20 protein-coding genes are annotated in these 20,933 nt (G+C 69.4%); 17 read left to right on the top strand and 3 right to left on the bottom strand.

The window, feature by feature from the left end; genetic code table 11:
* Positions 1–194 precede the first annotated feature (194 nt).
* The 10 genes from FJ091_16135 (at position 195) to FJ091_16180 (ending at position 9,349) form a co-directional block, all read left to right on the top strand.
* Positions 195–1,376 carry a steroid 3-ketoacyl-CoA thiolase gene (locus tag FJ091_16135; GenBank protein MBM4384883.1) on the top strand — a complete coding sequence of 394 codons (1,182 nt, stop codon included), beginning with the start codon at positions 195–197 and terminating at the stop codon, positions 1,374–1,376.
* Positions 1,377–1,453: 77 nt separating this feature from the next.
* A complete protein-coding gene (locus FJ091_16140; protein ID MBM4384884.1) occupies positions 1,454–2,368 on the top strand; it encodes an SDR family NAD(P)-dependent oxidoreductase in 915 nt (304 codons plus the stop codon).
* Between the two features lie 9 nt (positions 2,369–2,377).
* On the top strand, positions 2,378–3,409 hold the full coding sequence (locus FJ091_16145; GenBank protein ID MBM4384885.1) for a TIGR03617 family F420-dependent LLM class oxidoreductase: 1,032 nt from the start codon (positions 2,378–2,380) through the stop codon (positions 3,407–3,409).
* A gap of 110 nt (positions 3,410–3,519) precedes the next feature.
* Entirely contained in the window at positions 3,520–3,969 is a 450-nt protein-coding gene (locus tag FJ091_16150) for an OB-fold domain-containing protein (protein ID MBM4384886.1), read from the top strand.
* Positions 3,970–4,071: 102 nt separating this feature from the next.
* Positions 4,072–4,584, top strand: a complete 513-nt coding sequence (locus tag FJ091_16155) for a Zn-ribbon domain-containing OB-fold protein (GenBank protein MBM4384887.1) — start codon at positions 4,072–4,074, stop codon at positions 4,582–4,584.
* Positions 4,584–5,639: a thiolase domain-containing protein gene (locus tag FJ091_16160; GenBank protein ID MBM4384888.1), complete on the top strand. Its 1,056-nt coding sequence runs from the start codon at positions 4,584–4,586 to the stop codon at positions 5,637–5,639. The genes FJ091_16155 and FJ091_16160 overlap by 1 nt, the downstream gene beginning before the upstream one ends.
* A gap of 1 nt (position 5,640) precedes the next feature.
* Positions 5,641–6,798 carry a thiolase domain-containing protein gene (locus FJ091_16165; protein MBM4384889.1) on the top strand — a complete coding sequence of 386 codons (1,158 nt, stop codon included), beginning with the start codon at positions 5,641–5,643 and terminating at the stop codon, positions 6,796–6,798.
* 103 nt (positions 6,799–6,901) lie between these two features.
* Entirely contained in the window at positions 6,902–8,452 is a 1,551-nt protein-coding gene (locus tag FJ091_16170) for an acyl-CoA synthetase (GenBank protein MBM4384890.1), read from the top strand.
* Between the two features lie 7 nt (positions 8,453–8,459).
* Positions 8,460–9,137 (top strand): NUDIX hydrolase, encoded by a 678-nt coding sequence (locus FJ091_16175; protein ID MBM4384891.1) that lies wholly within the window; start codon positions 8,460–8,462, stop codon positions 9,135–9,137.
* 14 nt (positions 9,138–9,151) lie between these two features.
* Positions 9,152–9,349, top strand: a complete 198-nt coding sequence (locus FJ091_16180; protein MBM4384892.1) for a cysteine-rich CWC family protein — start codon at positions 9,152–9,154, stop codon at positions 9,347–9,349.
* 6 nt (positions 9,350–9,355) lie between these two features.
* Here the strand turns inward: FJ091_16180 and FJ091_16185 are convergent, their stop codons facing one another.
* Positions 9,356–10,159: a crotonase/enoyl-CoA hydratase family protein gene (locus tag FJ091_16185; protein MBM4384893.1), complete on the bottom strand. Its 804-nt coding sequence runs from the start codon at positions 10,157–10,159 to the stop codon at positions 9,356–9,358.
* Positions 10,160–10,445: 286 nt separating this feature from the next.
* Between FJ091_16185 and FJ091_16190 the strand changes: the two genes are divergently transcribed.
* The 3 genes from FJ091_16190 (at position 10,446) to FJ091_16200 (ending at position 13,681) form a co-directional block, all read left to right on the top strand.
* Positions 10,446–11,180 carry a cistern family PEP-CTERM protein gene (locus FJ091_16190; protein ID MBM4384894.1) on the top strand — a complete coding sequence of 245 codons (735 nt, stop codon included), beginning with the start codon at positions 10,446–10,448 and terminating at the stop codon, positions 11,178–11,180.
* 122 nt (positions 11,181–11,302) lie between these two features.
* Complete coding sequence (locus FJ091_16195; GenBank protein ID MBM4384895.1) at positions 11,303–12,478, top strand: acyl-CoA dehydrogenase family protein; 1,176 nt, start codon at positions 11,303–11,305, stop codon at positions 12,476–12,478.
* A 96-nt stretch (positions 12,479–12,574) separates the two neighbouring features.
* A complete protein-coding gene (locus FJ091_16200) occupies positions 12,575–13,681 on the top strand; it encodes an acyl-CoA/acyl-ACP dehydrogenase (protein ID MBM4384896.1) in 1,107 nt (368 codons plus the stop codon).
* A gap of 354 nt (positions 13,682–14,035) precedes the next feature.
* Here FJ091_16200 and FJ091_16205 read toward each other — a convergent pair whose 3' ends face one another.
* Both FJ091_16205 and FJ091_16210 read right to left on the bottom strand, forming a co-directional pair.
* Positions 14,036–14,584: an ATP-dependent Clp protease proteolytic subunit gene (locus tag FJ091_16205; protein ID MBM4384897.1), complete on the bottom strand. Its 549-nt coding sequence runs from the start codon at positions 14,582–14,584 to the stop codon at positions 14,036–14,038.
* A gap of 105 nt (positions 14,585–14,689) precedes the next feature.
* Positions 14,690–17,380 (bottom strand): CehA/McbA family metallohydrolase, encoded by a 2,691-nt coding sequence (locus tag FJ091_16210; protein ID MBM4384898.1) that lies wholly within the window; start codon positions 17,378–17,380, stop codon positions 14,690–14,692.
* A gap of 103 nt (positions 17,381–17,483) precedes the next feature.
* On the opposite strand from FJ091_16210, the gene FJ091_16215 reads away from it, so the two are divergent.
* From FJ091_16215 to FJ091_16230, 4 genes are all read left to right on the top strand, one after another.
* Complete coding sequence (locus tag FJ091_16215; protein MBM4384899.1) at positions 17,484–18,734, top strand: CoA transferase; 1,251 nt, start codon at positions 17,484–17,486, stop codon at positions 18,732–18,734.
* Positions 18,731–19,459: an SDR family oxidoreductase gene (locus FJ091_16220; protein MBM4384900.1), complete on the top strand. Its 729-nt coding sequence runs from the start codon at positions 18,731–18,733 to the stop codon at positions 19,457–19,459. The genes FJ091_16215 and FJ091_16220 overlap by 4 nt, the downstream gene beginning before the upstream one ends.
* A gap of 10 nt (positions 19,460–19,469) precedes the next feature.
* A complete protein-coding gene (locus tag FJ091_16225; protein ID MBM4384901.1) occupies positions 19,470–20,084 on the top strand; it encodes a cysteine hydrolase in 615 nt (204 codons plus the stop codon).
* Between the two features lie 76 nt (positions 20,085–20,160).
* Complete coding sequence (locus tag FJ091_16230) at positions 20,161–20,931, top strand: methyltransferase domain-containing protein (protein ID MBM4384902.1); 771 nt, start codon at positions 20,161–20,163, stop codon at positions 20,929–20,931.
* The last annotated feature ends 2 nt before the right edge of the window (positions 20,932–20,933 follow it).

The raw sequence follows: 20,933 nt of genomic DNA on the forward strand, positions 1-20,933 counted from the left end.
CACAGCTCGTCGGGAATCCGCCAGCCCCGGTGAGCCTTCCCTCGTGCAGACACTTCACCCCCGGTCGCCAGTCGGAGGGTCACGGCTTGTCAATCATTAACACCCTGGGCGGTTTTCGGATAGGCTCTTACTTGCGGAACGTCCCCCCTCCGGGGCGGCGCAAGCGTCGCCCCGCGTTCGGAGGCTCTCTAGAGATGGCAGAAGCAGTCATCGTCGAAGCGCTGCGCACGCCAATCGCGCGCGGGAAGATCGGCAAGGGCGATCTCTCGGGTTTTCACGCGGCGCAGCTGCTCGGACTCGTGCAGCGCGCGGTCGTCGACAAGGCGGGCATCGCGCCGCGCGAGGTCGAGCAGATCTTCGGCGGCTGCGTCACGCAGGCCGGCGAGCAGAGCAACAACATCACGCGCCACGCGTGGCTCGGCGCCGTGCGCGACGACTACTCGACTGCGGGCACCACGATCGACGTGCAGTGCGGCTCGGGGCAGCAGGCGAACAATCTCGTCAATGCGCTCATCAAGGGCGGCTCGATCGACTGCGGCATCGCGTGCGGCATCGAGCTGATGAGCCACGTCGGCCTCGGCGCCAACGTGATGAACGGCCCCGGCTTCTTCATTCCGCCGGGCTTCACATGGGACGAGCCGCTCTCGCAGTTCATCGCCGTGGAGCGCATCGCCAAGAAGTGGGGCATCACGCGCGACGAGGCGGATGCGTTCGCGCTGCGCTCGCAAGAGCTCGCCGCGAAGGCCGCCGCCGCGGGTCACTTCGCGCGCGAGATCATGCCAATCGATGCGCCCGTGGTCGGTGACGACGGCAAGGCGACCGGCGCGACGCAGCGGGTAACCGCCGACCAGGGCATTCGCCCGACGACGCGCGAGGGACTCGCGGCGCTGAAGCCCGTGCAACCCGACGGCATCCACACGCCGGGCAACTCGTCGCAGGTTTCCGACGGCGCCGCCGCGCTGCTCTACATGAGCGCCGAGAAGGCGCGCGCTCACGGCCTGCGCCCGCGCGCGCGCATCAAGCACGACGTCGTCGTCGGCGCCGATCCCGCGACGATCCTCGAAGGCCCGATCGACGCGACGCGCCGCATCCTCGCGAAGAGCAAGCTGTCGCTGCGCGACATCGATCTGTTCGAGTGCAACGAGGCCTTCGCCGCGGTCGTGCTCGCGTGGCAGCGCGCGTTCCCGGAGATCGACCCCGCGCGCGTCAACGTGAACGGCGGCGCGATCGCGCTCGGCCACCCCGTCGGCGCGACGGGCTCGCGCCTCATCGTGAGTGCGCTGCACGAGCTCGAGCGCACGGGCAAGCGCACGGCGCTCGTCACGATGTGCTGCGGAGCCGCGGTCGGCACCGCCACGATCATCGAGAGAGCCTGACTGACGTTCGCTCGCCTTCGGCTCGCTGCGCGCTCCGCTTGCAAAGAACGCCAACTGAAGCACGGGAGACGACAGACATGTCCGTCCTAGCCGGCAAGGTCGCACTTGTTACGGGCGCGGGCTCCGGCCTCGGGCGCGTCGAAGCGCTCGAGCTCGCGCGCCAAGGCGCCGCGGTCGTGGTGAACGACCTCGGCACCACGCTCGACGGCCAGGGCACGAGCGACGCGCCGGCGCGCGAAGTGGTGCGCGAGATCGAGGCCGCGGGCGGGAAGGCGATCGCGGCGTTCGGCGACGTCGCGGACTTCGCGCAGAGCGAGCGCCTCGTGCGTGCCGCCGTCGACGCGTTCGGCGATCTCAACATCCTCGTCAACAATGCCGGCTTCACGCGCGACGGCATGATCCAGAAGATGAGCGAGGAGCAGTGGGACTCGGTGATGCGCGTTCATGCGAAGGGCCACTTCTGCATGATTCGCCACACGATGTCGTACTGGCGCGATCGCCAGAGAGCGGGTCAGGCGGTGTACGGCCGCATCATCAGCACCGCGTCCGATTCGTTCATGATGGGGCAGCTCGGGCAGCCGAATTACGCGGCGGCGAAGGCCGCGATCACGCACCTGACACTCTCCGCCGCGCGCGAGTGTCAGCGCATGGGCGCGACGGCGAACGTGATCCTGCCGCGCGCGCGCACGCGCATGACGATGGCTTCGACCTGGGCCGCGATGTACGAGAAGCCCGCCAGCGGCTTCGACACCTACGCGCCCGAGAACATCGGCCCCGTGATCGCGTGGATCGCGTCGCCGCACGCCGCGAACGTGAGCGGCAACCTGATCCAGATGTGGGGCAAGCACGTGCGCATCTACGCCGCGCCGAAGCCCTCGCTCGACCACGAGCACGACGTGCCGTGGACGGTGGACGAGCTGCAAAAGGTGTTGGGGCCGTTCTTCGCGACGAGGAAGCCGGTGGACGATTCGTTCGCGCTCCCGTTGGCATGAGCTGACGCGTTGCAAGTCTTCGCCGCCGTCGACGACGTGCGCATGCCGCTCGCGGCGATGCCGGCACACGCGCAGCGCGCGGAGCGATTATGGTTCGACGGGCTGATCGTTCCCGAGGCGGTGTACGACGCGATTCCCGCCGCGACCCTCGCCCTCGCGAGCACCAAGCGGCTGCGCGTCGCGACGGGCGTGATCGTCGCGTTCGCGCGCAGCCCGATGCTCGTGGCGCAGGATGCCTGGGCGCTCGCTCAGTTATCGGGCGGCCGCTTCTCGCTCGGGCTCGGTCCGCAGGTGAAGGGCAACGTCGAGGGGCGCTTCGGCATGCCGTGGAGCGCGCCGGCTGCGCGCATGCGCGACTACGTCGGCGCGCTGCGCGCGTGCTTCGAGGCATTCCAAACCGGGAGGCCGCTCGCGTACGCGAGCGCTTCGTACTCACTCGCGCGCATGCAGCCGTTCTTCAAGCCCGACGCGCTGCCTCCCGAGCACGCGCGCATCCCGATCTGGCTCGGCGCGATCGGGCCCCTCATGACTCGCGTCGCAGGCGAAGTCGCGGACTGCGTGATCGCGCATCCCACGAATTCGTCGCCCGCGTATCTGCGCGACGCGATGCGACCGAAGCTCGCGGAGGGCGCGGGGCGCGCGGGGCGAGAGGCGCGGGAGATCGCGGTGATCGCGAATCCGATGGTGGCGACCGGGGCCGACACGGCTTCCGTCGCGAAGGAGCGCGAGGCCGCGCGCGAGGTGCTCGCCTTCACGTTCTCGACGCCCGCTTATTGGGGAACGCTCGAGCACCACGGCTGGGGCGGCGTCGGCCGCGCGCTGCTCGAAAGGACGCGCGCGAACGAATGGGGTGCGCTGCGCGCGCTCATCTCGGACGAGATGCTCGACGTGCTCGTTCCGAGCGCTGGTTACGGCGAGATCGCCGCGCTGATCCGCGCGCGCTACGCGGGCATCGCGGAGGGCATCAGCCTGCGCATGCCGGCGGACCCGGCGCACGATGCCGCGTTCGCTCGAGTCGTGGAGGCTCTGCGGGGCGCCTGATTCGCGCCGCACACCTTGTCCGCCGAATTGCAACGTGTTTCACTCGCGCGCCTTCGCCCCCGCGCGCGAATGCCTCGCGTGACGCGGGCGCTTTCGCTCGGAGGCGAGGAATGGCGCGTCCCATCGAGCCGGCGCTGACGGCGCCGCACAAGCTCTCGTACACGTACAAGCGCTCGCTCGGTCCGGTGCTCGGGAGGTTCTTCACGGCGCTGCGCGATCGGCAGATCCTCGGCGTGCGGCGCGCGGACGGCTCGGTGCTGGTGCCGCCGAAGGAGTACGACCCCGAGAGCGCGGAGGCGCTGACGGAGCTCGTGCCCGTGAAGGAGACGGGCGTCGTGAAGAGCTGGGCGTGGGTGCAGACGCCGCGCAGGCAGCAGCCGCTGCAGCGCCCCTTCGCCTACGCGCTGATCCAACTCGACGGCGCCTCGACGCCGCTCGTGCACGTGGTCGACGCCGGCAGCGCGAGCGCGATGAAGACCGGCATGCGCGTGCGCGCGCGCTGGGCCGAGAACCGCGTCGGTGCGATCACCGACATCGCAGCGTTCGTGCCGGAGGCCTGAGCAAGCCGCGCAGCGAGGCGAAGCCGAGCGAAGATCGAACAGTGGCCTCCGCGTTGCCTGACGCCGGGGCCATCCATGAACGGACGAGGTGCGAGACAAGACATGGCGGACACGAAAGCAACCGATCCGAACGCGCCCGTCGAGGTGATGCTGGCGCCGGTCGAGCTCGACTACACGTACTCCGCGGGCCAGAGCGCGTCGCGCTTCCTGCGCGCGATCGCGCAGGGCAAGCTGTTAGGGCAGCGCTGCCCGGTCGACGGGCGCGTCTACTTTCCGACGCGCGGCTCGTGCCCGCAGCACGGCGTCGTGATCGACGGAGAGCCGGTCGAGCTGAAGGACGCCGGCACGCTCGTCACGTACTCGATCGTGCGCGTCCCGAGCCAGAACATCCCGCTGCAGCTGCCGTACATCAGCGCGCAGATCCAGCTCGACGGTGCGAACACCGTCCTCATGCACCTCGTGAACTGCAAGCTCGAGGACGTGCACATGGGCATGCGCGTGCGCGCGGTGTGGAAGCCGCGCGAGGAGTGGACGACGTCCGTCGGCAACATCCTCTACTTCGAGCCAAACGGTGAGCCCGACGCACCCTACGACTCGTACAAGGAGCACATCTGATGCGCGACGTGGCGGTCGTCGGGTTCGTGCAGTCGCCGTCGATGCGGCGCGAGCCCGATCGCAACGAGGTCGAGATCCTGATCCCGGTGATGGCCGAGCTGAAGAAGAGCGTCGGCATCACGAACGATCAGCTCGACTTCGTGTGCTCGGGCTCGAGTGATTACTTGGCGGGCCAGTCGTTCGCGTTCATCGCGGGCCTCGACGCCGTCGGCGCGTGGCCGCCCGTCTCCGAATCGCACGTCGAGATGGACGGCGCGTGGGCGCTGTACGAGGCGTGGGTGAAGATGCAGATGGGCTACGCCGACATCGCGATGGTGTACGGCTTCGGCAAGCCCTCGATGGGCGACCTGCCGCTGACGATGGCGCTGCAGCTCGACCCCTACTCGCTGATGCCGCTCTGGCCCGACGCCGTTTCGCTCGCCGCGCTGCAGGCGCGCGTGCTGCTCGAAGGCGGGCACGTCTCCGAGCGCGAGATGGCGGAGCGCGCGGTGCGCGATCGCAAGAACGCGAAGGCGAATCCGTTCGCGCAGGTGAAGGGCGACTTCGAGGTGGAGAAGCTGCTCGCGGCGCCGCATCACGTCGCGCCGCTGCGCAAGCACGACTGCGCGCCGATCAGCGACGGCGCCGCGGGGGTCATCCTCGCGGCCGGCGACAAGGCGCGCGCGCTCTGCAAGCGGCCCGCGTGGATCAAGGGCATCTCGCACATCCTCGAGCCGATGGAGCTGGGCGTGCGCGACCTGACCAGGTCGCGTTCCACCGAGATCGCCGCGCAGAAGGCCGGCGTGTGGCGCGACAAGCTGGACACCGCCGAGCTATCGGCGCCGTTCACGCACCAAGAGATCTTGGTGGAGCGTGCGCTCGGGCTCACCGCGAAGACGAACATCAATCCGTCGGGCGGTGCGCTCGCGGGCAATCCGATGATGGCCGTCGGCCTCGCGCGCATCGGCGAGGCGGCGCAGCAGATCTGGCGCGGCAGCGCGGACCGCAGCGTCGCGCACGCGACCTCGGGGCCGTGCCTGCAGCAGAACCTCGTGTGCGTGCTGGAGGGCAACTGAGATGGCCGAGCTGTGCGGAGTCATCGGCATCGGGCAGACGAAGTACGCGCCCTCGCGCAAAGACCTCTCGATGCCGGGGTTGTTACGGGAAGCGGCGGAGCGCGCGCTCGAAGACGCGGAGCTCACCTGGAAGGACATCGACGCCGTCGTGATCGGGAAGGCGCCCGACATGTTCGAGGGCGTGATGATGCCCGAGCTGTTCCTCGCCGAAGCGATCGGCGGCGCCTACAAGCCGATGCTGCGCGTGCACACCGCCGGCAGCGTGGGCGGCTCGACGGGCATCGTGGCCGCGAGCCTCGTGCAGAGCGGCGTACACGATCGCGTGCTCACCGTGGCGTACGAGAAGCAGAGCGAGTCGAACGCCACCTGGGCGCTCTCGATCGGGCTGCCGTTCAGCGTGGCGACGGTCGCAGGCGCCGGTGGCTACTTCGCGCCGCTCGTCCGCGGCTACATGCGCCGCAGCGGCGCGCCCGAGGACACGGGCATTCGCGTCGCGGTGAAGGATCGCGAGAACGCGCTGAAGAACCCGTACGCGCATCTTCAGATCGAGGACATCAGCTTCGAGAAGGTGGCGAGCTCGCCGATGCTGTGGGACCCGATCCGCTACCTCGAGACGTGTCCGAGCTCCGACGGCGCGTGCGCGATGGTGATGGCGCGCGAGAAGCTCGCCGAGCGCAGCTCGAAGAGAGTGGCGTGGGTGCACGCGACCGAGATGCGCAGCGAGCCCACCTCCTTCAGCGGCCGCGACCAAGTGATGCCGCGCGCGACGCTCGACAACGCGAAGTCGCTCTACAAGAAGGCGCGCATCACGAACCCGCGCAAAGAGATCGACTGCGCGGAGATCTACGTGCCGTTCTCGTGGTTCGAGCCGATGTGGATGGAGGGCATGCTGATCGCCGAGCCGAATCAGGGCTGGCGCATGACCTACGACGGCGCGACGGCGCTCTCGGGCGACTTCCCCGTGAACATGAGCGGCGGCGTGCTCAGCTCGAACCCGATCGGCGCCTCGGGCCTGATCCGCTTCGCCGAAGCCGCTCTGCAAGTGCGCGGCATGGCGGGCGCGCACCAAGTCGACGGGGCGAAGAAGGCGCTCGGACACGCCTACGGCGGCGGCTCGCAGTACTTCAGCACCTGGATCGTGGGCAGCGCGAAGCCGTAGCGTGTCGACCTTCGCTCGTCTGCGGCTCGCTGCGCGCCGCACCGAGGAACGGCGCGGCTTACGGCCGCTCGAGCGCGGCTGAGCGCGCATCAGAGGGGAAGAAATGGCAGACCTCGGATTCTGGAAGTTCGCGGCGAGCGATCCGAACGCGCTCGCGCTCGTCACGCCGTCGGAGCAGCTGCTCACGCGCGGCGAGCTGGCGGCGCGCGGCAATCAGGTGGCGCGCGGGCTCGCGGCGCTCGGGCTCGGCACGGGCGACGTGGTGGCGGTCGTCGTCGAGAACGGCGCGGCCTTCATCGAGCTGTATCTCGCGTGCTTCCAGACCGGGCTCTACTTGGTGCCCATCAACCATCACTTATCAGGGCCCGAGATCGCGTACATCGTGGAGAACTCCGAGGCGAAGGCGTTCGTCGGCAGCGCGCGCTTCGCGGACGCGATCTCGAAGGCGGCGACCGAGTTCGCGTTGCCCGCCGCGAATCGCTTCGCGCTCGGCCGGCTCGAAGGCTTCCGCCCGTACGAAGAGCTCAGCGCGGGGCAGTCGGCCGCGCTGCCGGAGAAGCGCACCGCAGGCGCGATCATGAACTACACGTCGGGCACGACGGGCCGGCCGAAGGGCGTGCGGCGTCCCCTGACAGGGATGGACCCCGACCTGATCGGCGCGCTCTTCACCGGCTTCCAGCAGATGTTCGGCGTGAAGCCCGAGGACGGAAACGTCCACATCACCGGCTCGCCGCTCTATCACACCGCGGTGCTGATGTTCGCATCGGCGGCGATGCATCTCGGCCACAGCGTCGTGCTCATGGACAAGTGGACGCCCGAGGAGATGCTGCGGCTCATCGCGAAGTACCGCGTCACCACGAGCCACATGGTGCCGACGCAGTTCCACCGCATGCTGCAGCTGCCCGCCGACGTGCGCGCGAAGTACGACTGCTCCTCGACGCGCGCGATGGTGCACGCGGCGGCGCCGTGCCCGCCCGACGTGAAGCAGAAGATGCTCGCGTGGTGGGGCGACTCGATCTGGGAGTACTACGCCGCGACGGAAGGCGGCGGCACGATCGTCTCGCCGCAGGAGTGGCGGCGAAAGCCGGGCACCGTCGGCAAGGCGTGGGCGAACGCCGAAGTGAAGATCTTCGACGACGACGGGAACGAGTGCGCGACGGGCGCGACCGGCACGGTCTACATGCTGCGCGGTCAAGCCGACTTCGAGTACTTCAAGGACAAGGACAAGACGGAGAAGGCGCGGCGCGGCCGCTACTTCACCGTGGGCGACATCGGCTACCTCGACGGCGACGGCTACCTGTTCCTGTGCGACCGCAAGAACGACATGATCATCTCGGGCGGCGTGAACATCTATCCCGCCGAGATCGAGTCCGTGTTCCTCACGCACCCGAGCGTCGGCGACGTCGCGGTGTTCGGCATTCCGCACGAGGAGTGGGGCGAGGAGGTGAAGGCGGTCGTCGAGCCCGCGCACGGCGTGGTCCCCGGCGATGCGCTCTCGCGCGAGATTTTCGACTTCCTGCGCGACAGGCTCGCGAAGTACAAGACGCCGAAGAGCATCGACTACGTGACGGAGATGCCGCGCGATCCGAACGGCAAGCTCTACAAGCGCAAGCTGCGCGACCCGTACTGGGCCGGCCGCACGCGCAACATCTGAGGTGTTCGTGGAGAAGCCCGCAGCGCCCGCGACCCCGAGGCCCTCCGGCACCGCCGTCCTGATCCGCGACGGCGCCGCCGGGCTCGAGGTGTTGTTGTTGCATCGCGCCGACAAGAGCGCGCACGGCGACTGGGTGTTCCCCGGCGGCAAGGTGGAGCCCGGCGACATCGTGAGCGGCGACGCGGGCTCGGTGGGGTCGGCGCTGCGCGCCGCGATTCGCGAGACGCAGGAAGAAGCGGGAGTCGATCTCGCGGGCGTCGCGTTGCCCACGATCGCGCGTTGGATCACGCCCGAGATTCGCCCGAAGCGCTTCGACACGTGGTTCTTCCTGGGTGCGCTCGAGGCGGACCGCGCGGTCGTCGTATGCAACTCCGAGATGACCGAGCACCGCTGGCTCACGCCCGGCGCCGCGCTCGATCTGCATCACGCGAAGGAGTTCGCGCTCGCGCCGCCGCAGTTCGTGACGCTCTCGTGGCTCGCCGACTTCGAGCGCGCCGAGCGCGCGCTGCGCGAGCTGCCCGCGCGGCCCCTCGTCACGTTCCGCCCGCTGCCGCTGAAGCTCGAGGACGGGATGTGCATGCTCTACGACGGCGACGCGGGCTACGCGACGCGCGACGCGTTCGCGCCCGGCCCGCGTCACCGCATCTCGGTGCTGAGCAGCGGCACGCGCTACGAGCGCGGCTGACAGTTGTTACGGAGATGAGCGAGGCGCCGCTCGATCCGACGCGCTGCCCGCTGTGCGGCGAAGCGAACGCGTGCGGCGCCGCAGCGGGGCGCGAGGAGTGCTGGTGCTTCAGCGCGCAGCTCGCGCCCGAAGCGCTCGCGCGCATCCCCGAGCGCGCGCTCGGAGTCGTGTGCATCTGCGTGAAGTGTGGGAAGGCAGAGCCGGCGCGCTGAGCAAGCTCACACGCCGCGAAACACCGGCTTCCTCTTCTCCAAGAACGCGCGCGGTCCTTCGGCGGCGTCCTGCGACGCCATCACCTGCATCCCGTACTTCTGCTCGATCGCGAACGCATCCTCTTCGCGCATCGCTTCCGTTTCGCGCAGCGTGGCGAGAATGCCCTTCACGGCGAGGGGACCGTTCTCGGCGATGCGCTGCGCGATCTGCTTCGCCTTCGCGAGCGCCTGGCCGTCGGCGACGACGTGGTTCACGAGACCGAGCTCGTAGGCGCGCCGCGCGGGCAGGTCCTCGCCCGCGAGCAACATCTCCGCCGCGACCGCGTAGCCGATCTGCCGGCGCAGGCGCACGGCGGAGCCCGCCATCGGGAAGAGGCCGCGCTGCACTTCGGTCACGCCGAACTTCGCGCTCTCGCCCGCGACGCGAATGTCCGTGCCCTGCAGAATCTCGGTGCCGCCCGCGCGCGCGAAACCTTCGGCGGCGAGGATCACCGGCTTGTTAGGGCGATACGTCTTCAGCCACGCGCCGTAGATCACGTGCGGCTCCTTCTTCACGCGCTCCATGTACGGGTTGTCGCTGACGCCGCCGCGCATCTTCCCGATCTCGGCGAGATCCATGCCCGCGCAGAACGTGTCGCCGCGGCCGGTGAGGATCGCGACGCGCAGCTCCGGATCGCTGTCGAGCTGCACCCACGCGTCGTAGAGCCGGCACATCACCTCGCAGTTGACGGCGTTCTTCTTCTCGGGCCGATTCAGAGTGACCACGAGGACGTGCTCTTCGCGGTCGACGAGGACGACGGGATCCGGCATCAGGCGCTCCTTCGGGGAACGCGGAGGGAATGACGGAGGGCGAGCCCCGTCAAGGCAGCGCCCGGTCTTCGCACGCGACGGGCTTGCGCGCTGCCCAGAATGGCTGGGTATGCGGCGTTTTCTGCGAAGATTCGCCCCGAGGGGGTGCAGGGGAGGCGCAGCTCCCGCTCTTGGTGAGCCAGAACACAGAGAATGCGAGTCCCCGATGAGTGGTTTTGGGGGCACTTACTCGCGGGAACGGTTTATTGTGCGCCCCGTCGGGGATTTTCCCGACCTAACGCTGACGATGCTGGGAGAGGAACAGATGACGCAATTGAGGCTTTTGGTGTTGTCGCTTGCGCTGTTCGCGGCGCCGGCGCTCGCCGCGCCGGTTTCGGTGCAGGTCGACCATATCGGTCAGTCCTGGTCGCTCGACTACAACGGCATCATGGACGTGAACGGTGTGCCGACCGTCCTCTCGGGTTTGACGGCGACGATCGACTTCCAAGTGGTCGATTTCTTCTACGACGCGTCGTCGGACGCCTCGGGGCTCGTCATCGCCCTCGATGTCTACAACACGACGGATCCGACCATCTGGCAACGCGGTGCGGTGTCGGGCATCGGGTTCGACACGGACCCGAACGTGATTCGGAGCTGGAGTTCGGTGAGCGGGTACTACAACCGGCTCGCGTTCAACACGACGCTCCCGACTGGCGCCGGGTTTCAGGTCGAGATCTGCCTCAGTACAAAGAGGTCGAGCTGCACCGGGCCGTGGGCGGCCGGGAATCAGGTGGGCACGAACGTCGTGCAGTCCGCGGTTGTGTTCCTCGCGTTCCAAGGCGACGTCACTGGCACTGGAGTGACGCTCGACAACTTCGGCATCCGCTACGCGGACCTGCAGTCGGCGTTCCACGGCGTTCAGGCCGGTCTCGGCCTCGGTGTGCCGGTGGCCCCGATTCCGGAGCCGGCGTCGATCGCGGCCTTCGGCCTCGGCGCTCTGCTGACGGGCGCTTCGCTGCGCCGCCGGATGCGCGCGAACTAGGCGCACCGCGCACTTCGTACTGAAGCGCCGGGCTCGAGCGATCGAGCCCGGCGCTTCGCATTTGGGCGCGCGGAATTCGCGAGCGCCCGTGGTACACCCACACGTCTTCTCGGAGGAGCCGCATGTACGTCGACTTCACGCCCGAACAGAAGAAGCTCGCCGCGGATCTGCGCGCGTACTTCGAGAAGCTGATCACCCCCGCGGTGCTCGACGAGATTCGCGGCGGTGAAGGCGGTGGGCCGCAGTTCCGCCGCGTGTTGCGCGAGCTCGGCAGGGACGGCTGGCTCGGCATCGGCTGGCCCAAGGAGTACGGCGGCCGCGCGATGAGCGCGCTCGAGCAGTACATCTTTGCCGAGGAGATTCAGCGCACGGGCTACCCGCTGCCGTTCCTAACGATCGGCACCGTCGGCCCCACGATCATGAAGTTCGGCACCGACGAGCAGAAGAAGCTCTTCCTGCCGAAGATCCTCGCGGGAGAGCTGCTGATCGCGGTCGGCTACTCCGAGCCCGGAGCCGGCACGGACCTCGCCTCACTCAAGACGACCGCGGTGCGCGACGGCGACGAGTACGTGATCAACGGGCAGAAGGTCTTCACGAGCCTCGCGGACCACTCGGACTATGTGTGGCTCGCCGTGCGCACGAGTCCGACGGCGGCGAAGCACCGCGGCATCTCGATGATCCTCGTTCCGCTGAATTCGCCCGGCATCAAGATCACGCCGATCTGGACCGTGGGCGGCGTGCGCACCAACGCCACTTATTACGACGATGTGCGCGTGCCGGCGAACCACCTGATCGGCGGCGAGAACAACGGCTGGACGCTGATCACCAACCAGTTGAACCACGAGCGCGTCTCGCTCTTCAACTACGGCCCCATGTCGCAGAACTTCGACGAGGTCGTGCGCTGGGCGCGCGAGACGGACCACCCCAAGGGCGGAAAGGTAATCGACCGCTCCTGGGTGCGCGGCAACCTCGCGAAGTTCAAGGCCAAGCTCGAAGTGCTGAAGGTGCTCAACTGGAAGCAGGCCTGGGACATCACGCAGGGCGGGCTCCATCCCGCGCAGGCTTCGACGGTGAAGGTGTTCGCCAGCGAGTTCAACGTCGAGGGCTACCACCTGCTCGGCGAGGTGTTAGGGGAAGCCGGCGCGATTCGAGACGGCTCGCCCGGCGCGATCCTGCGCGGGAAGATCGAGCGCACGTACCGCTCGGTCCTGATCCTCACCTTCGGCGGCGGAACGAACGAGGTGCAGCGCGACATCATCGCGATGGCTGGCCTCGGCATGCCGCATTACAAGGCCTAGGTCCGGGCGAGCGCGGTAGATCGAGGTGCGGATGCAGCTGGCGGCTGCGCCGCAGCTGATTCGTCCAGGTGACTTCGCAGAGTTTCGGGAGATGAGATGGACTTCTCGTACAACGACGACCAGAAGGCGATCCGCGAGCTCGCTCGCAAGATGCTCGAGGAGATGGCGACCCACGAGCGCCTCAAGGAAGTGAAGGCGACGCCGGAGCGCGTCGACCGCACGCTTTGGCGCGAGCTCGCCAAGGCGAACTTGCTGGGCGTCGCGATCGCAGAGCAGCACGGCGGCAATGGCGGTTGGCTCACAGAGCTCGCGCTGCTGATGGAGGAGGTCGGCCGCGCGGTGGCGCCGGTGCCCGTGTACCCGACGCTCGTGCTCGGCGCTCTGCCGCTCGCCGAGTTCGGCAGCGACGCGTTGAAGGCGAAATGGCTGCCGCGCATCGCCTCAGGCGACGCGATCCTCGCGCACGCGATCGTCGACGATCGCCCGATCGACGTCGTCACCGCGCGCCGCGACGGCGATGCCTACGTGCTGAACGGCACGCGCTCTCTCGTGCAGGCCGCGCACGTGGCCGACGCGATCTTCGTGCCCGCCCGCACCGACGCGGGCCCCGCACTGTTCGTGGTCGACGCGAAGGTGAAAGGCGTGCACCTCGAGCGCGTCGAGACCACCGACGAGCACCTGCGCCCGCACTTTCACGCCAACGACGTGCGCGTCAGCGCCGCGGACGTGGTGGGCGCGATCGGACACGGGGATGCGATCGCGGCGTGGACGCAGCAGCGCGCGACGCTCGCGCTGTGCGCGATGCAGGTCGGCGTCGCCGAGCGCGCGCTGCAGATCACCGCTCGCTATGCGACCGAGCGCCAGCAGTTCGATCGCCCGATCGGCAGCTTCCAGGCCGTACACACGCGCGCCGGCGACGCCTTCGTCGACGTGCAGGCGATGAAGCTCACGATGCTGCGCGCGCTTCACCTGCTCGAGCAGCGTGAGGACGCGACCGAGAACCTCATCATCGCGAAGTACTGGGCCGCCGACGGCGGGGGCCGCGTCGCCTACGCCGCGCAGCACCTCCACGGCGGCATCGGCGTCGACGTCGACTACCCCATCCATCGCTACTACCTGTGGGCGCGGCAGATTGGGCTTCATCTTGGGAGTGGCGCGGAGCAGGTGGAGTTATTGGGGGAGCGGTTCGCCCGCGCTCGCTGACGCTCGCGCTGCATCGTTGCCGCGCCTTCTCCTTGTTTACTTCGCAAACGCCTCCGAAGACTCCGGCGTTTGCTGCGCGCTTCGCTTGCGGCCTCGGCCGACACGCTTGGCAGGAGCGTTCGACTGCGAGGTTGCTCCGACGTCATCGCGAACGCGGCAATGCGCCGAGGCGGCTGCGCGCGTTGTCGCCACCTCGATGCATTGCCGCGTTGAGGAAGCGGAGGAACGTGCTCGATGACGAACGCTACTCGCTGCGGGTCGGCCGAGGCCGCAAGCGAAGCGCGCAGCTTTCCGCGGAGTCTTCGGAGCGGAAAGCGAAGTAAACAAGGAAAAGCGTGAACCCCGATCGCAGGTTCAGCTCAAGTCCCCCGCACTCCTCACCACGCGACCGACGATCCCATACGCCACCGCTTCCTCGGGCGACATCCAGTAGTTGCGCTCGGTGTCTTGCTCGACCTTGGCGAGCGGCTGGCCGGTAGCGTCGGCGATCGTTTGGTTGAGGCGCCCGCGCGCCTTCATGATTTCTTCGGCCTCGATGCGGATGTCACTCGCGCGGCCGCCCACGCCACCGAGTGGCTGGTGGATCATGAAGCGCGTGTTGGGGAGGCAGAAGCGGTCGGTCTTCGGCACGGCGAGGTAGATGTGCGTGCCGGCGCTCGCGACCCAGCCGGTGCCGACGATGCGTACGCGCGGCTTCACGAACTTGATCATGTCGTGGATCGAGTCGCCGGCCTCGACGTGGCCGCCTTCGGAGTGCAGGAAGATCGTGATCGGCTCGTCGCTCGTAGCCGAGAGCGCGAGCAGTTGCGCGGTGATCTCCTGCGCGAGCTTCGAGGTGATCTCGCCGTGCAGCAGGATCGTGCGCGACTCGAACAGCCGCTCGGTGATCTTCGACGGAATCATCGCGGGCAGCGGCGGCGCTTCGGGCTTGTCGTCGTCGTTGTCGTCGTTCACGGGAGCCTCACTTCGGAGATCGCGCACGTTAACGGACGGCGCGCGCGCGCTCCGTCAATTCGCGAGTGGATCTGCGATCAGGGGCGGGATCGTCTTCGGGAGCCCTGGCGCGCTCCAGCTCCCGCTGCGATCGGCGTCGACGAGAATCGCGTTGGTGAACGCGAACGGCCGATGGCCCGGCAACACCTGCGCGTAGAGCTCGCTCGCGGGGCCCTCCACTTCCACGAACACCGCCGAGTCCCGCGCAAAACGCAGAGGCACGCGCACGCTGCCGGGCTTCGCGAGAGGCTTCGTCGCGACGAGCTCGGCGTTGACGAACACGCGCACTTCCGCGAGCGCGACCCACGGCGCCGCGCGCACCTCGACCTCGAGCTCTCCCGAGTCGCCTGCGAAGCGTTCGCCCGGCCCCGCGTTCCCGATGCGCGCGAACACCAGCGGTCCGCTCGTGCCGAAGCTCTTGCCCGCGCGCAGCGACGCCATCAGCGCGGCCTCGTCGCAGCCAGCGATCGTGTCGTCCGCGATCGCGACGTAGTTGCGCGGCACCCCGACGATCTCGCCTCGGCTGTGCGAGTCGCTGTTCGCCGTCGCGGTGCGGCGCTCCCCCTGGAGCAGCAGCGACATCCAGTCTGCGCGAGCGAGGCGGTACCGGTCGAGGCGTTTGCCGTTGAAGATCTCGATGCCGGCAAAGTCCACGTCGCGAACGCCACCCGGCCCCGGCTCGACGAGCGAGAAGTTGCGCTTCGCCGCCAGCGGCTTGTTAGGGCGGAGCGGCTTTCCCTTCACGCCGAGGTGCGAGAAGAAGGAGCCGTCGCCGACCTCGTCGGGCCCGCTCTCGCGCGGGTGATTGATCTGCACGAACACGCCTTCGCCGCTGCTCGCGCGCACTTCGCGGATGACGCTGCGCACGCGCACGCCTTCGCCGCGCGGCGCTCCGCCGCGGTAGGCCGTGCGCTCGTAGCGCAGTGGGAACGCGTTCAGGTGCCCGATCGTGAACGGCGCCTCGCCGCCGTGGAAAGTGCTCGTGACTTCCGCGCCCACCACGCTCGCGATGCGGTCCGCGAGCCCGAGGCGCGCGATCACGGGGCGCGCGTCGATCACGCGGTCGTGCTCGCTCATCACCACGATCTCGCCGCCGTGCGCCGCGAAGCTCGCGAGCTGCTCGGGCAGCGGCAGCGCCGCGTCCATGCTCTCGGCGCTGTGCACGTGCAGGTCCGCGCCGATCCAGCTCGCGCTTTCGAGCGCGCGCGGCGGCGCTTCGATCTCGAGCGCGCGCTTCTGGCCGGCGCTCAGCGTCACGGTCGCGCTGCGCACGTCGTACTCGAGGCCGCGCGTGGCGATCACGCGGTAGCGGCCGGGCGCGAGCGCGACTTCCGCCGGGTCGGTGGCTGCGGACGCGAGCGAGATCACGTTGTCCGCGTCGCCCTTGCGCAGCTTTCCGTAGCCCACGCCGAAGCCGAGGAGATCGTCCTCGAAGTGCGGCGTGGGCGTGCCGTCGACGCCCACGAACACGAGCCGCATCGTCTGCCCGCGTGGCAGCGCGAGCGCGGCGGGCGCGCCGACCGCGCCGACCGCGATGGGCTCGAGCTTCGCGCCCTCCGCACCGACGCTGAATTCACGGACGACCTCGCGGGCGCCCGGTGCGACGGCGCGCGCCTGATAGGTCCCGGGCGGAAGGCGCAGGGCGAAGCGGCCGTCCGCGTCCGGGCGCACCTGGCTCACGGGCGCGCCGGCCGCGGTCGCAAGGTGGATGCGCGCGCGCGGATCGTCGACGCGACCCGCAACAAGTACGGCGTTCGGCAGCAGGCGATCCGTCACGGACGCGACGTCGGAGCGCGCACCGACGTGAATCGCGCGCTCGAGGATCAGCGTCTCGCCTTCGTCGAGCGACATGAACGGCACCTGCAAGAGCTGGCCGACGCCGGGCGTGCCTTCGCCGAACCAGAACGGCCGCGGCGCAACCGCGGTCAGCGTGAAGTCCTCGGCCGTCACCGAGAACGCGGGCAGCGCGCGCTCGTTGCCTGCGGCGTCGCGCGCGCGCGCCGAACGCAGCTCGAGCCCGTACGCGACCTCCGGCAGGCCCGCGCCGCCGACCAGCACGTGCACATCGCTCGGCGAGATCATGTCGAGCGCGTCGAGCAGATCCTCCCCGCCCGGGTGCGCGAAGCCGTGCGACTGCGCGAGGTCGCTGCGCACGAGATGGAACGAGCGCATCTGCGCGCTCGCGTGCATTGCGAGCTCCGCGAAGCCGAGCACGCGGTCGCCATTCGTGAGGCGCGTCAGCTCCGTCGTCACGCGCAGCTCGTGTGGGCGCGCCCTCGAGAGCGCGTGAATGATGCGCACCCGCAGGCCGCGGCCTTCGCCCTCTGAGATCGCGCGCGCCTCCCAGTTCGCGAGTTCCACGCGCACGCGCTCGATCGGCAGCGCGAGCGCGCGATCGAAGTTCGGCAGCGCATGCAGGCTCGACCACTGGTCGTTCGCGCGCCCGCAGTGCCCGAGGTCGATCAGCGTGCCGCCGCGCGGCGAGAGGAACGTCTCGTGCTCGGGCGCTGCGATCGCCGCGCAAAGCGTGCCGTTCGAGAGCGCGTAGTCGCCCACACCGGCGTCGGCGTCGGGGCCGCCGACCGCGAGCGCGTCGAAGCGGGGCGCGGTGATGCGCTCCGCGACGAGCGCGCCGGCATCGGCGAACGAGTGCGAGGGAAACGCCGAGAGCGCGGCAACCAAGAGCAGCAAGCTTGTGCGCAACACGGGCGCGCACGGTAGCGGCGTGATCGCGGGTGCACGTCGGCCATCGGTGCCAGGCACCGATGGCCACGAGCGTGCACTACCGTGGCGCGCTCTCGGAGGCTCGATGCGCGTCGGAGAAGTGCGGCACCCCGAACGCGGCGCACAGGGGAAACCGCTCGCGGGCATCTCGGTGCTCGCCGCGGAGCAGATGCAGGCGCTGCCCTATGCGACCCAGCTGCTTGCGCACCTCGGCGCGGACGTGGTGAAGGTCGAGCCGCCGGGCCGCGGCGAGACGGGCCGTGCGTCGAACCCGTTCCTCGTCGACGAGGACGGCCGCAAAGTCGGCGCCACGTACCTCCGTAACAACCTCGCGAAGCGCAGCATCGCGCTGGACCTGAAGACCGACGCCGGCCGCGCGCTCTTCCGCCGGCTCGTGCCGCACTTCGACATCGTCGCCGAGAACTTCCGCGCGGGCTCGATGGAGCGCATGGGCCTCGGCTACACGGCGCTCGCCGCGGAGAACCCGCGCCTCATCTACTTGTCGCTCTCGGGCTTCGGCAATCTCGAGCGCTCGCCCTATCGCGATTGGCCCGCCTACGCGCCGATCGGCGAGGCGATGGGCGGCATCTACGAGCCCACGCGGAAGGCGGGCGAGCCGCCGCGCGTCGTCGTCGCGGGTGCGCTCGGCGACAACGCGACCGCGCTCTACGCCGTGATCGGCGCGCTCGCGGCGCTCCAACACCGCGAGCGCACGGGCCTCGGCCAGCACGTCGACATCGCGATGTACGACTCGATGATCGCGATGGCCGACATGGTCCCGCAGCTCTGGTCGATGGACGCGCCCGCATCGATGGCGGGCCCCGGCTCGACCGCGCTCGTCGCCGCGTTCAAGGCGAGCGACGGCTACTTCGTGATCGCCGTGCTGCGCGAGCACATGTTCGAGAAGCTGTGCCGCTTGTTAGGGCGCGAGGAGTGGCTCAGCGATCCGCGCTTCGCGACGCGCGTGGGCTGGGCGAAGCACACCGAGACGGTGATTCGCCCCGTGCTCGAGGCGTGGGCGGCGACGAAGACCAAGCTCGAGGCCGCGCGTGCACTCGCGGAGCTCGGCATCACCGCGGGGCCGAGCAACGTCGCCGCCGACATCGCGGCCGATCCGCACGTCGAGCTGCGCGGCATGCTGATCGAGGTGCCGCGGCCGGATTCGCCGAAGCCGTATCTCGTGAGCGGCAACCCCGTGAAGATGTCGCGCCTCGCAGAAGGTCCGCTCGGCCCCGCGCCGCGCCTCGGCGCGCACACCGAGGACGTGCTGCGCAGCCTGCTGGGCATGGACGACGCCGAGATCGCGCGCCTGCGCGGCGAAGGAGCGATTCCGTGAGCGAGGCGCTCCGCGGTTTCGGCGTCGCAGGCAAAGTCGCTGTCGTCACGGGCGCCGCGCGCGGCATCGGCCTCGGCGTCGCCGAGCTGCTCGCGCAGGCCGGCGCACGCGTCGTCGCCGCGCGGGTCGACGTCTCGAGGCGCGCGGACTTCGACGCGCTCGTGGACTCGGCCGTCGCGCGCTTCGGCCGCCTCGACGTGCTCGCCAACGTCGCAGGCGTGCTGCGCGTCGCGCCGACGCTCGAGATGTCCGAGGACGACATCGACTTGTTGTTAGGCGTGAACCTGAAGGGCGTGCTCAACGGCTGCCGCTCCGCCGCGCGCGCGATGTCGAAGTCGGGCGGCGGCGCGATCGTGAACATCGCCTCGAGCGCCGCCTATCACGCCTACCCGCACTACGGCATCTACGGCGCGACCAAGGCCGGCGTCGTCGCGCTCACGCGCGTGCTCGCGAAGGAGCTCGCGCCGAGCATTCGCGTGAACGCGATCGCGCCCGGCATGGTCGACACGCAGATGGCGGGCCGCCGCTACCGCAACGCCGACGGCACGCAGAGCGAGGCACAACGTGCCGCGATGCTCGCCGAGATGAAGGAGCGCAGTCCCCTCGGCATCCCCGGCGAGCCGCGCGACATCGCCGAAGCCGTGCTCTATCTCGCGAGCGACGCCAGCCGCTACACGACGGGGCAAGTGCTGCACCCGAACGGCGGCGCGCTGATGGTGAGCTGAAGGAGCCCCGATGCCCCTCGACCTTGCTGCGCTCGTGACGCCCGCGCGCACCGCGCTCGTCACGTCCGAGATTCAGCGCGGCGTGCTCGGCGATCTCTCGGCGTTGCCCGAGCTCGCGAAGGAGGGGCAGCGCATCGTGCCGAACATCGCGCGACTTGTTACGGCCGCGCGCGCGGCGGGCGTGCGCGTGATCCACTGCACCGCGTTTCACCGCGCGGACGGCCTCGGCGGCAACAAGAACGCGCGCCTCTTCTCGTACATGGCGAAGAGCGCGAACAAGATGACCCCGGGCTCGCCGCAGCAAGAGATCGTGCGCGAGGTCGCCGTCGCCGAGAGCGATCTCGTGCTGCCGCGCATCCACGGCCTCTCGCCGTTTCAGGGCACCGAGCTCGACTCGGTGCTGCGCAACGAGGGCGTCGCCACGATCGTCGGCGTGGGCGTGTCGGTGAACATCGCGATCCAAAATCTCACGTTCGACGCGGTGAACGCGGGCTATCAGGTCGTACTCCCGGTCGACGCGGTTGCCGGCACGCCGCGCGCGTACGCCGAGCAGGTGTTCGAGCACACGCTGCGCAACGTGGCGACGCTCGTGAGCACGCACGACGTGCTGAAGGCGTGGGCGTGAGACATTCCGGCCGGGGCAATCTGATCGCCCGGTCATTTTGGCCCGGCCGAAACGTCCGGCCCCCCGCGAGGCCTCGATGACCGACGATCTCCCCGATCACGCGCGCCGCAACCGCGAGCACTGGGACGCTTGGGCGCCCGCGTATGGCGGCCGCGTCGCGGGCGCGTGGGCGCGCAGCGAGCCGAGCTGGGGCATCTGGGGCGTCGCGGAGCGCGAGCTGCAGCTGCTGCCCGCGGACATGCGCGGCCTCGATGCGATCGAGCTCGGCTGCGGCACCGCCTACGTCTCGGCGTGGATGGCGCGGCGCGGCGCGCGCGTCGTCGGCGTCGACAACAGCGCGAAGCAGCTCGAGACGGCGCGCGCGCTTCAGCGCGAGCACGGTCTCGACTTCCCGCTGCTTCACGGCAACGCCGAAACGGTGCCGCTGCCGGACGCGAGCTTCGACTTCGCGATCAGCGAGTACGGCGCGTGCCTCTGGTGCGACCCGCACGCGTGGTTGCCCGAGGCGGCGCGCTTGTTACGGTCGGGCGGGCGGCTCGTGTTTATCGTGAACTCGATGCTGATGTCGCTCACGACGCCCGAGCGCGAGGGCGAAGCCGCAACCAACGCGCTGCTGCGTCCCGCGTTCGGCTTGCATCGCCTCGAGTGGCCGCACGACGCGAGCGTCGAGTTCCATCTCACGCACGCGGAGTGGATTCGCGTGCTGCGCAGCGCGGGCTTCGAGATCGAGGCGCTGCTCGAAGTGAAGCCGCCGGCGCACGCCACCTCGAGCTGGGACTTCGTGACGCTCGAATGGGCGAGGAAGTGGCCGTGCGAGGAAGTGTGGAAGGTGCGCAAGCGCGTGTGACA

This window comes from Deltaproteobacteria bacterium (assembly GCA_016875395.1).
In the GTDB taxonomy this organism is placed as follows: domain Bacteria; phylum Myxococcota_A; class UBA9160; order UBA9160; family UBA6930; genus VGRF01.